The organism is Methylobacterium ajmalii (assembly GCF_016613415.1).
In the GTDB taxonomy this organism is placed as follows: Bacteria; Pseudomonadota; Alphaproteobacteria; order Rhizobiales; family Beijerinckiaceae; genus Methylobacterium; species Methylobacterium ajmalii.
The window spans coordinates 41593-52653 of record NZ_JACWCT010000020.1; the positions used below are offsets into that span (position 1 = coordinate 41593).

Annotated in this window: 9 protein-coding genes; 5 read left to right on the top strand and 4 right to left on the bottom strand. The window is 71.3% G+C overall.

Annotation, left to right across the window (positions count from 1 at the left end; translation table 11 throughout):
* The first annotated feature begins 50 nt into the window (after positions 1-50).
* A complete protein-coding gene (metH, locus tag HPY23_RS03420; RefSeq protein ID WP_091882640.1) occupies positions 51-3803 on the top strand; it encodes a methionine synthase in 3753 nt (1250 codons plus the stop codon).
* A 419-nt stretch (positions 3804-4222) separates the two neighbouring features.
* Positions 4223-4648: a hypothetical protein gene (locus HPY23_RS03425; protein WP_060849808.1), complete on the top strand. Its 426-nt coding sequence runs from the start codon at positions 4223-4225 to the stop codon at positions 4646-4648.
* Between the two features lie 19 nt (positions 4649-4667).
* On the opposite strand, the gene HPY23_RS03430 is transcribed toward HPY23_RS03425, so the two are convergent.
* Positions 4668-4880: a hypothetical protein gene (locus HPY23_RS03430; protein WP_060849809.1), complete on the bottom strand. Its 213-nt coding sequence runs from the start codon at positions 4878-4880 to the stop codon at positions 4668-4670.
* A 145-nt stretch (positions 4881-5025) separates the two neighbouring features.
* Between HPY23_RS03430 and HPY23_RS03435 the strand changes: the two genes are divergently transcribed.
* Together HPY23_RS03435 and HPY23_RS03440 are read left to right on the top strand one after the other, a co-directional pair.
* Positions 5026-5571, top strand: coding sequence for a formaldehyde-activating enzyme (locus HPY23_RS03435; RefSeq protein WP_091745349.1), 546 nt, complete (start codon positions 5026-5028; stop codon positions 5569-5571).
* Between the two features lie 123 nt (positions 5572-5694).
* Positions 5695-6567 (top strand): collagen-like domain-containing protein, encoded by an 873-nt coding sequence (locus HPY23_RS03440; protein ID WP_091882637.1) that lies wholly within the window; start codon positions 5695-5697, stop codon positions 6565-6567.
* Between the two features lie 137 nt (positions 6568-6704).
* Here the strand turns inward: HPY23_RS03440 and HPY23_RS03445 are convergent, their stop codons facing one another.
* Positions 6705-7949, bottom strand: a complete 1245-nt coding sequence (locus tag HPY23_RS03445; RefSeq protein WP_060849812.1) for a TIGR03862 family flavoprotein — start codon at positions 7947-7949, stop codon at positions 6705-6707.
* A 219-nt stretch (positions 7950-8168) separates the two neighbouring features.
* Between HPY23_RS03445 and HPY23_RS03450 the strand changes: the two genes are divergently transcribed.
* Positions 8169-9221 carry a TerC family protein gene (locus HPY23_RS03450; RefSeq protein WP_060850816.1) on the top strand — a complete coding sequence of 351 codons (1053 nt, stop codon included), beginning with the start codon at positions 8169-8171 and terminating at the stop codon, positions 9219-9221.
* A 37-nt stretch (positions 9222-9258) separates the two neighbouring features.
* Here the strand turns inward: HPY23_RS03450 and HPY23_RS03455 are convergent, their stop codons facing one another.
* Positions 9259-10014, bottom strand: a complete 756-nt coding sequence (locus HPY23_RS03455; protein ID WP_091882634.1) for an N-acetylmuramoyl-L-alanine amidase — start codon at positions 10012-10014, stop codon at positions 9259-9261.
* A 4-nt stretch (positions 10015-10018) separates the two neighbouring features.
* Positions 10019-10759: a J domain-containing protein gene (locus HPY23_RS03460; protein ID WP_060849814.1), complete on the bottom strand. Its 741-nt coding sequence runs from the start codon at positions 10757-10759 to the stop codon at positions 10019-10021.
* Positions 10760-11061 lie beyond the last annotated feature (302 nt).

Here is an 11061-nt window from a genome sequence, read left to right on the forward strand (position 1 = left end):
CGGCCCGGACCGATTCCATACCTCGACCGACCTTCTGGAACCCCATCCCGATGACCGATTTCCGCCCCGCCGACGGTGCCGACATCCTGACCGCCCTGCGCCGGCGCGCGGCGGAAAAAATCCTCGTCCTCGACGGGGCGATGGGCACGGTGATCCAGCGCCTCGGCCTGACCGAGGCCGATTTCCGCAGCGAGCGCTTCCGCGATCACGCCCACGACCAGAAGGGCAACAACGACCTCCTGATCCTGACGCAACCGGACGCGATCCGGCAGATCCACCTCGACTACTTCCTGGCCGGCGCCGACGTCGTCGAGACCAACACGTTCTCGGGCACCACCATCGCCCAGGCCGATTACGGCATGGAATCGGTGATCCACGAGCTGAACGCGCAGGGCGCGCGGCTCGCCCGCGAGGCCGCGGTCCTCGCCGAGAAGCAGGACGGGCGCCGCCGCTTCGTCGCTGGCGCCATCGGCCCGACGAACCGCACCCTGTCGATCTCGCCGGACGTCAACAATCCGGGCTACCGCGCCGTGACCTTCGACCAGGTCCGCGAGGCCTATGCCGAGCAGGTCCGCGGCCTGATCGCCGGCGGCGCCGAGCTGATCCTGATCGAGACGGTGTTCGACACGCTGAACGCCAAGGCGGCGGTGGCGGCGTCCTGGCAGGTCTTCGAGGAGACCGGCATCCGCCTGCCGATCATGATCTCGGGCACCATCACCGACCTCTCGGGCCGCACCCTGTCGGGCCAGACCCCGACCGCCTTCTGGCACTCGCTGCGCCACGCCGATCCGCTGACCTTCGGCCTCAACTGCGCGCTCGGCGCCCGCGAGATGCGCGCCCATATCGACGAGCTCTCGCGCACCTGCGACACGCTGGTCTGCGCCTATCCGAATGCCGGCCTGCCGAACGAGTTCGGCCTCTACGACGAGAGCCCTGAGGCGATGGCCAGGCTCGTCGGCGAGTTCGCCGAGAGCGGCCTCGTCAACATGGTCGGCGGCTGCTGCGGCACCACGCCGGACCACATCCGGGCCATCGCCGGTGCGGTCGCCGGCAAGGCGCCGCGCCGGGTGCCGAGCGTGAAGCCGCTGATGCGGCTGTCGGGCCTCGAGCCGTTCACGCTGACGCCCGAGATCCCGTTCGTGAACGTCGGCGAGCGCACCAACGTCACCGGCTCGGCCCGCTTCCGCAAGCTCGTCACCAACGGCGACTACGCGGCGGCGCTCGACGTCGCCCGCGACCAGGTCGCGGCCGGGGCCCAGATCATCGACGTCAACATGGACGAGGGCCTGCTCGACTCAGCAGGTGCCATGGTCGAGTTCCTGAACCTCGTCGCCGCCGAGCCCGACATCGCCCGGGTGCCGGTGATGATCGATTCCTCGAAGTTCCCGGTCATCGAGGCCGGCCTCAAATGCGTGCAGGGCAAGGCGATCGTGAACTCGATCTCCCTCAAGGAGGGGGAGGAGAAGTTCATCCACGAGGCAAGGATCTGCCGCTCCTACGGCGCCGCCGTGGTGGTGATGGCCTTCGACGAGCAGGGCCAGGCCGATTCGCTGGAGCGCAAGGTCGCGATCTGCACCCGCGCCTACAAGGTGCTGACCGAGCAGGTCGGCTTTCCCCCCGAGGACATCATCTTCGATCCCAACGTGTTCGCAGTGGCGACCGGCATCGAGGAGCATGACGGCTACGGCGTCGCCTTCATCGAGGCGGCCCGGATCATCCGCGAGACCCTGCCCCACGCCCACATCTCGGGCGGCATCTCGAACCTGTCCTTCGCGTTCCGCGGCAACGAGCCGGTGCGCGAGGCGATGCACGCGGTGTTCCTGTACCATGCGATCAAGGTCGGCATGGATATGGGCATCGTGAATGCCAGCCAGCTCGCGGTCTACGACGAGCTGCCGGCGGAGCTGCGCGAGCTGTGCGAGGACGTGGTCCTCAACCGCCGCAAGGACTCGACCGAGCGCCTGCTCGACGCCGCCGCCCGCTTCAAGGAAGGCGGCGGGCAGGCGCGCGACAAGACCGCCGACCTCGCCTGGCGCGAGGCCCCGGTCGAGAAGCGCCTGGAGCACGCGCTCGTCAACGGCATCACCGAGTACATCGAGGCCGATACCGAGGAGGCGCGCGCCGCGGCCGCCCGTCCGCTCCACGTCATCGAGGGCCCGCTGATGGCCGGCATGAACGTGGTCGGCGACCTGTTCGGGGCGGGCAAGATGTTCCTGCCGCAGGTGGTGAAGTCGGCCCGCGTGATGAAGCAGGCGGTGGCCTACCTGATGCCGTTCATGGAGGCGGAGAAGGCGGCCAATGGCGGCGTCGGCGGGCGGCAATCCGCCGGCAAGGTGCTGATGGCGACCGTGAAGGGCGACGTCCACGACATCGGCAAGAACATCGTCGGCGTCGTGCTCGCCTGCAACAACTACGAGATCATCGATCTCGGCGTGATGGTGCCGGCAGCCAAGATCCTGGATACGGCGCGCAAGGAGAACGTCGACATCGTCGGGCTCTCCGGCCTCATCACGCCGTCGCTGGACGAGATGGTCCACGTCGCGGCCGAGATGGAGCGCGAGGGCTTCGACGTGCCGCTGCTCATCGGCGGCGCGACGACGAGCCGGGTCCACACCGCGGTGAAGATCCACCCGGCCTACGCCAAGGGCCAGGCGGTCTACGTGACCGATGCCAGCCGCGCCGTCGGCGTGGTCTCGAACCTGCTCTCGCCCGAGACCAAGAGCCAGACGATCGAGACGGTGCGGGCCGAGTACAAGCGCGTCGCCGAGGCCCATGCCCGCTCGGAGGCCGACAAGCAGCGCCTGGCCCTGGCGAAGGCCCGCGCCAATGCCTTCAAGGCCGACTGGTCGGCCTATACGCCCGTCAAGCCGACCTTCACCGGCACGCGGATCTTTCGCAGCTACGAGGTGGCCGAGCTCGTTCCCTATATCGACTGGACGCCGTTCCTGCAGACCTACGAGTTCAAGGGCCGCTATCCCGCGATCCTCGACGACCCCGAGCAGGGGCCGGCCGCCCGCGCCCTGTTCGAGGACGCGCAGGCCATGCTGCGCCAGATCGTCGAGGAGCGCTGGTTCAACCCGAAGGCGGTGATCGGCTTCTGGCCGGCCAACGCGATCGGCGACGACATCCGGCTGTTCACCGGCGAGAGCCGGACCGAGACGCTCGCCACCTTCCACGGCCTGCGCCAGCAGCTCTCGAAGCGCGACGGGCGTCCCAATACCTGCCTGTCGGACTTCGTGGCGCCGGCCGAAACCGGGCTCCCCGACTATGTCGGCGGCTTCGTCGTCACGGCGGGTCTCGAAGAGGTGCGGATCGCCGAGCGCTTCGAGCGCCAGAACGACGATTACAAGTCGATCCTGGTCAAGGCGCTGGCCGACCGCATCGCCGAGGCCTTCGCCGAGCGGATGCACGAGCGGGTGCGCCGGGAGTTCTGGGCCTATGCGTCCGACGAGGCCTACTCGCCGGCCGAGCTCGTCACCGAGCCCTATGCCGGCATCCGCCCGGCCCCGGGCTACCCGGCCCAGCCCGATCACACCGAGAAGGTCACGCTGTTCGACCTGCTCCAGGCCGAGCGGCGCATCGGCGTGAAGCTCACCGAGTCCTACGCGATGTGGCCGGGCTCCTCGGTCTCGGGCCTCTACATCGCCCACCCGGACGCGCATTACTTCGGCGTCGCCAAGGTGGAGCGCGACCAGGTCGAGGATTACGCCGCCCGCAAGGGGATGGACGTGGCCGAGATCGAGCGCTGGCTCGGGCCGGTGCTGAACTACGATACGGCGCGCTATCGCGTGGCGGCGGAGTAGGGGGCGCTTGCCTTGAGGGGGCGGTCCGTCGGACGACGCACGGCTCTCTAAGAAAACTCCGAGACGACCATAGCGCGGGTTTCTCCTCTCCCCGCGGGCGGGGAGAGGCTTTCGCCCCCCTTGCCGGGGGCGAAAGGAGCGCAGGCGAAAGCCGGAGCGAGGGTGAGGGGGCGACGCCGGAGGAGCCATATCCGTGGATACCCCCTCACCCTCGCCCTTCGGGCTTGTCGCATCCCCTGGACGGGGACGCGACCCTCTCCCCGCCCGCGGGGAGAGGGGAAACCCGCGCCTTTTCCTTTCCCCCGGACCTCTCAGTGGACGACGCGGTGAAGGAGGACGAGCCCACCTCCTGACCCGGGCTTGACCGCCGCGCCCGCCCCGGCTCAAAGCTGGGCTTGAGGATGCGGGAAGGATCGGGGATGCGGACAGGACCAGGGAGGCTCGCCCTCGTCGCCGTGGCGGGCGCCGTCGCGGCGGCGGCCGGCTGCACCGAATTCTCCTACATCTCGAAGACCTATGTCGGCCTGCCGCCCCAGGTCGTGACGATCGGCTGCAACGATCCCTACGAGGTCTACGACCAGCGCCAGCAGCGCAAGGTCCTGATCGTCTCGAACAGCCTGCGGGAGATCGCCGGCTGCGGCCTGGAGGGCAAGGACCCGGCGCTGACCCGCCGGCGCCGCTTCTCGGAGGCCGCCGCGACCTACCTCAAGGAGACGGCGCGGGAGACCTGCACCATCGTCGGCGAGACGGTGTTCACCGACCTACAGACCGAGTTCGTCTATTCCTGCGCCGAGCCGATCGAGAAGCCCGGCACCAAGGTGCCGCGCCTGCCGGGCCGGTACTGACGGCTCGCGCCGCCGGCGATCACGCCTCGTCGGCGAGCGGCGGGTGCGGGAAGGTGCGCTCGGCGGCATCGCCGGCCGCGGCCAGCATGGCCCGGGCGAAGTGGCGGGCCTCGGCCCTGTCGAGGGCGATCGCCGCCGTGACCGGCGCGCCGTCGAGGTCGGCGAGGTCCAGTTCGAGCCGCACGCCCGCCTCGGTCGGCGTCACCCGCAGGGTCCAGTCTCGGTCGCTCATCCGTCCGCATCAGCTCTGTGGGCCATCGGGACCCGTCCCGGCCCTATAGACCAATTTCCGGACAGGTCGATGGGTTCGCCGCGGTTGACGCTGCGACCGCCGCCGTGGTCGACCCGCGCCGGGATCCGAAGCGAGGAATCGAACCATGAGCGAGATCATCTTCCGCACCGGCGAGGCCACGGTGCTGGCGGCCGAGGGGCAGTACACCGACGCGATGCCCGAGGTGCTGATCGGCTCGGTGCGCGGCCCGGTCGGCCAGGCCTTCGCCTCGATGATGGGCCAGGTCCAGGGCCACACCCGGATGTTCGTGGTGCGCGACCTCAACCAGCTCGTCCGCCCCGCCACGATGATGACCACCAAGGCGACGATCCACACCGCCGAATACGTCGAGCTCCTCGGCGGCGTGGTCCAGGCCGCCACCGGCGACGCCATCGTCGACTGCATCATCGAGGGCATCCTGCCCCGCGACGGGCTCGACGAGCTGTGCATGATCATCATGATCTGGCTCGACCCGCGCTGCCCCGAGGACCCGAACCTCGACCGCAAGGACCTCTACCGCACCAACTACGAGGCGACGAAGCTCGCCATCGCCCGGGCGCTGAAGGGCGAGCCGACGATCGACGAGCTGATCGCCAACCGGCACACCGTGCGGCACTACGCCCTCGAGGGCGTGCTCGACGACGAGGCCTGACGGGGGCGATCCGGCGGGCGCCTGCGTAGTTGACCGCAGCTTGGCGGCACCCCAAGGTGCGGCGCCCGCCGATCCGGTTCGTCTCGAGCGCGGGCCCGTCCGTCACGCCTCTGGGGCTAGCCGATGCGTCCTCTCCGCGCTGCGTTGATCCTGTCCGCGGTCCTGCCCGCCTGCGCCGTCCTGTCCGGCGCGGGCCTCGCGCAGCCGCAGCCCGCGGGCTCGCGCGCCGCCCCGGCGGGGCAATCCGCCATCACGGTCTGGGATGCCCGGATCGAGGCCGGCGACCTCACCGTGTCGGGCAGCGTCGGCAAGGCCGGGGTGGTGGTCACCCTCGACGACGACATCCCGGTCACCTCGGACAAGCGCGGGCGCTTCACCCTGAAGGTGCCCTACGTGCCGCAGAACTGCGTCGCGACGCTCAAGGCCGGCGAGGCCTCCCGCGAGATCGCGATCGCCAATTGCGGCGCCACCGGCGCGCCGGGGGCGAAGGGCGAGCCGGGCCCGACCGGGCCGCAGGGCGTCGCCGGCCTCGCCGGGCCGGCGGGTCCGAAGGGCGATATGGGTCCGAAGGGCGAGCCCGGTCCCAAGGGTGACGCCGGTCCCAAGGGTGACGCCGGTCCCAAGGGTGACACCGGTCCCAAGGGCGAGGCGGGTCCCAAGGGCGAGGCAGGTGCGAAGGGCGCGGCGGGCGCGCGGGGCGAGGCCGGGCCGAAGGGCGAGCAGGGGCCGGCCGGCCCGCAGGGTCCGGCTGGAACCCCGGGTCAGGCCGGATCGCAGGCCGCGGCCGCGACGGGTGCGTCGCCGTTCCGGATGCTGCGCACCGACGGCTGCGCCAAGCCGCATTGCGAGCTCGTCTGCGACGAGGGCGAGACCTTCGTGTCGTCCTACTGCCTGCGCGGCGGCAACCCCACCTTCACCCGTCGCGAGAGCGGCGAGGCGGTAGCGATGTGCCCGCCCGACAGCTCCGGCATGGTCGGGTTCTGCGCCAAGCTCTGATCGATCCGTCGACTTCCTCCGCCGGATCGGCATCCTCACCGTCATCCCGGGTTCCGCTGCGCGGCCCCGGGATGACGTCAAGAGGGTGTCGCCCGGACCGGATCATCGATGTTCCGTCCCCGGGATGTCAGGACGCGTCACCGCACGGCGAGCCAGTCCAGCACGCCCCTCGCGGCCGCCCGGCCGCTGGCGAAGCTCGCCTGGAGCAGGTAGCCGCCGGTCGGCGCCTCCCAGTCGAGCATCTCGCCGGCCAGGAACGTGCCGGGGCGCGCCCGCAGCATGAACCGCGCGTCGAGGTCCGCGAAGGCGACGCCGCCGGCGCTCGAGATCGCCCGCGCGATCGGCTGCAGGCCGGTGAGCCGCAGCGGCACCGCCTTGATCAGCGCGGCGAGCGCCGCGGGATCCGCCGGCAGGTCGCGCACCGCCTCGCGCAGCAGCCCGGCGGCCGGCGGGGAGAGGCCCGCGGCCTTGCGCAGCACGGTCGCGCGGGATTCCTTCGGCCGCGCCCCGGCGAGGCGGCGGGCGAGCGACGCCCCGTCGAGGTCCGGCCGCAGGTCGACGGTCGGCACCGCCTCGCCGCGCGCCTCGATCGCCTCGCGGATCGGCCGCGACAGGGCGTAGACCGCCCCGCCCTCGATCCCGTCGCGGGTGATCACCGCCTCGCCCCGCACCGTCTCAGACCCGAGGCCGAGGGCGATCCGCTTGAGCGGCGCGCCGGCGAAGCGCTCGGCGAAGAGGGGCGACCACGCGGCCGTGAAGCCCGCATTGGCCGGTCGAAGCGGGCGCACCGCCACGCCCTCGGCCGCCAGCACCGGCACCCAGGCGCCGTCCGAGCCGAGGCGCGGCCAGCTCGCACCGCCGAGCGCCAGCACGGCCACGTCCACCCGCAGGCTCTCGGGGCCGGCCTCGCCCGCGAGGCTCAGCGCCCCGTCCGCGTCCCAGCCGGTCCAGCGGGTGCGGGTGCGCAGGGTCACGCCGGACTGGGCGAGGCGCGCGAGCCAGGCCCGCAGCAGCGGCGAGGCCTTGAAGGCCTCGGGAAACACCCGACCGCTCGATCCTACGAAGGTCGGCTGGCCGAGCCCCGCGCACCAGTCGCGCAGGGCCTGCGGCGGAAATGTCTGGATCGCCGCGTCGAGCCGCGGTTCGGCCGGGGCGTAGCGGGCCAGGAACCGCTCCAGCGGCTCGCTGTGGGTGATGTTGAGGCCGCCGCGCCCGGCGATCAGCAGCTTGCGGGCGGGGGAGGGCATCCGCTCGATCACCGTGACCGCCAGCCCGGCTTCGGCCAGGACCTCAGCCGCCGCGAGACCCGCCGGCCCGCCGCCGATCACCGCCGCGCGGGCCGCATTCCCCGGGCCGCGCGCACCACCATCGATCTCGCTCATGGGACGCCCCAAGGCCGTGCCCCGGCGGCCCTGTCAACCTGCCGTGTCGGCAGCACGGAGAAAATAAGTGCGGGGGGGCCGGCCGGGCCTGCCCTTGATCCGCCGCCATCGGGGACATAAGTCGCTCTCATCGGCTGCGGGCCCCTCTGGCGAGCTGCGCTTTTCGCGCTCGTGATGTCGGAGCCGATGCTTTCCTCCTTGAAGCATCACGGTCCCGCGATGGTCGATTTCCTGTACATGACGTGGCTCGGCAAGCCCGTGTGGATGTGGCTGGGTTTCCACGCCGTCATCTTCATCCTGCTCGCCCTCGATCTCGGCCTCCTGCACCGCGACAAGAGCCGCGAGATCGGCGTGAAGGAGAGCCTGCTCCTCACGGCCTTCTACCTCACCCTCGGCCTCCTCTTCGGCGGCTGGGTCTGGTGGTACATCGGGCCGCAGGCGGGCCAGGAATACCTCGCCGGCCTCGTGGTCGAGAAGTCGCTGTCGATGGACAACGTCTTCGTGATCGCGGTGATCTTCGGCTATCTCGGCATCCCCCGCAACGCGCAGCACCGGGTCCTGCTCTGGGGCATCCTGGCGGCGATCGTGCTGCGCGGCCTGATGATCGGACTCGGCGCTGCCCTGGTCCACCAGGCCGAGTGGGTGCTGACGATCTTCGCCGCCTTCCTGATCTATGCCGGCATCAAGATGCTGGTCTCGGGCGACGAGGAGGAGGGCGAGAACAAGTCCGCCGACCGCTTCACCGGCTTCATGCGCAAGCACATGCGGGTGACCGACGAGCTCGACGGCCAGAACTTCACCACCCGCCGGCCGGACCCGAAGACCGGCAAGCCGGTGCTGTGGCTGACCCCGCTCGCCATGGCGCTGGTGCTGGTCAACGGCGCCGACGTGATCTTCGCCGTCGACAGCGTGCCGGCGATCTTCGCCATCACCACCGACACCTACGTGGTCTACACCTCGAACATCTTCGCGATCCTGGGGCTGCGCGCGCTCTACTTCGCGCTCGCCGCGATGGTCGACCGCTTCGCCTACCTCAAGACCGCGCTGGCCCTGATCCTGATCTTCATCGGCCTGAAGATCGTGATCGCCGACACCTTCGAGCTGATCGAGATCCAGCCCTGGGTGGCGCTGGTGGTGACGGTGGTCCTGCTCGCCGGCGGCGTGATCTACAGCCTGTGGCGCACCCGCGGCGCGGCGGAGGCACCGGTCGCCGTACCGCCGCAGGCCCATGCCGAGACGCCGCGCGAGCGGCTCGGCAGCAGCCACGGGTGAGCATCGAGGGGGCGCCGCGAGCGCCCCCTTTTTTTCGTTACGCCGGCTTGCCCGCCAGCAGGTCGCGCAGGGTCGTAATGGTCGAGGCGTCGGCCACCCCGTCGACCCGCGCCGGGCGGAAGTGGCGCTGGAAGGCGGTCACCACGGCCTTCGTCCGGGCATCGAAGGTGCCGCTCACCGGCACGTCGTAGCCGTAGAGTGCGAACATCGATTGCAGCGCCTCGATCGGCTGGCCGGCATCGCCCTCCGAGAAGAAGCGCCCGTCGCGGATCGCCGCGGGCGGCACCCAGTGGCCGATCCCGTCGCGGTGCAAGCTTTCCCAGGAAAAACTCTCGCCCGGGTCGATCTTGCGCTCGGGCGCGATGTCGGAATGCCCGAGCACCCGGTCGGCGCGGATCGGCCAGCGCCCGAGGACGTCGCGGCAGAGCGCCGTCACCGCGGCCATCTGCTCCTGCGGGAACGGTGCCACGGTGCCGTCGTCGCGGTGGCCCGGATGCGCGATCTCGATCCCGATCGAGCGCGAGTTCATGTCGCGCACGCCCTCCCAGGCCGAGAGGCCGGCATGCCAGGCGCGGCGGGCCTCCGGCACCATCTGCACCACCCGGCCCCCCTCCAGGACGAGGTAGTGCGACGACACCTTGGAGAGCGGGTTGCAGAGCCGCAGCAGCGCCTCCGATCCGCTCGCCATCCCGGTATAGTGCAGGATCAGCGCGTCGACCGGCAGGGTCCGCTCGTCGTGGTTGGGGGAGGGCACCACCTGGGTGGCGACCGGGCTGTCGGGGGTAAGGCTCATCAAATCAGCTCAGGTGCCGCTCGGCGGCGATGCGGTCGTAGGCGGCGTTGATCGCGGCGAGCCGCCGGGTCGCGATGGCGACGGCGGCGGGCGGCAGGCCGCGGGCGATCGCCCGGTCGGGATGGTTCTCGGAGACGAGCGCGCGGTACCGCGCCTTCAGCTCTGCATCGGTCAGGTCGCGGGCGGCGCCCAGCACCTCGTAGGGATCGTCGGCGAGGCGGACGTGCCGGGCCGTGACGGCGGCGAAGCGCGCATCGTCGAAGCCGAAGATCGCCGCCACCTCGGCGAGGTAGCGCGCCTCGCTCTCGTGGATCGCACCGTCCGCCTTGGCGATGTGAAAAAGGCCGTCGAGCACGTCCTCGAGCAGCGCCGGCTCGTCGCGGAAGGCCTCGGCGACCTGGCGGGCATAGCCCTCGAATCCGCTGGTGGTGCGCTTGGCGAGATCGAACAGGCGCTCGACCCCGGCGCGCTCGTCCTGCGGCACCTGCACGATGTCGGCGAAGGCCGCGACCTCGGAGGGCGTCACCACCCCGTCCGACTTCGCCATCTTGGCGGCGAGCGCGACGAGCCCGGTGGTGAACACCACCTCGCGGGGGGTGGGCCCGAGCAGCGAGCCCTCGCGGTCGAGGAGGAAATGGCCGGCCACCGCGCCGATGAGCGCCCCGAGCGGTCCGCCGGCGGCAAGGCCCAGGCCGGCGCCGCCGAGCTTGCCCCACACGCCCTGGGTCCAGACGCCCTGGCTCATGCCGGCCTCCGAACAGCGGTCGGGCAGCCAAGGGAGGCGGGGGTTTGGGCAGGGACTCGGGGAGGCGCGGGCGTCATGCCGCCCTTGTAGCGCCCCCGGGCCGTTCGCGGAATGTGGAAGCGCACCCGGCGGCCGATCCGCCGGGTGCGTTCAGGCGGTCGCGATCAGCGGCAGTAGACGTTGCCGTAGGGGTCGCGGTAGGTGCCGTAGGGGCACTGGGGGGCGGTGGCCGCGCCGACCACGGCGCCGCCGGCCGCGCCGATCAGGCCGCCCGCGAGCGCGCCGCCGGCCCGGCCGGTGGC

What these genes read in the sequence shown, in the direction of transcription:
- HPY23_RS03435 (WP_091745349.1), top strand. Translation starts at nt 5,026, where the DNA reads ATGAGCGAGATCATCTTCCGCACCGGCGAGGCCACGGTGCTGGCGGCC.
- HPY23_RS03440 (WP_091882637.1), top strand. Translation starts at nt 5,695, where the DNA reads ATGCGTCCTCTCCGCGCTGCGTTGATCCTGTCCGCGGTCCTGCCCGCC.
- HPY23_RS03460 (WP_060849814.1), bottom strand. Translation starts at nt 10,759, where the DNA reads ATGAGCCAGGGCGTCTGGACCCAGGGCGTGTGGGGCAAGCTCGGCGGC.
- HPY23_RS03430 (WP_060849809.1), bottom strand. Translation starts at nt 4,880, where the DNA reads ATGAGCGACCGAGACTGGACCCTGCGGGTGACGCCGACCGAGGCGGGC.
- HPY23_RS03455 (WP_091882634.1), bottom strand. Translation starts at nt 10,014, where the DNA reads ATGAGCCTTACCCCCGACAGCCCGGTCGCCACCCAGGTGGTGCCCTCC.
- HPY23_RS03450 (WP_060850816.1), top strand. Translation starts at nt 8,169, where the DNA reads ATGGTCGATTTCCTGTACATGACGTGGCTCGGCAAGCCCGTGTGGATG.
- HPY23_RS03425 (WP_060849808.1), top strand. Translation starts at nt 4,223, where the DNA reads ATGCGGACAGGACCAGGGAGGCTCGCCCTCGTCGCCGTGGCGGGCGCC.
- HPY23_RS03445 (WP_060849812.1), bottom strand. Translation starts at nt 7,949, where the DNA reads ATGAGCGAGATCGATGGTGGTGCGCGCGGCCCGGGGAATGCGGCCCGC.
- metH (WP_091882640.1), top strand. Translation starts at nt 51, where the DNA reads ATGACCGATTTCCGCCCCGCCGACGGTGCCGACATCCTGACCGCCCTG.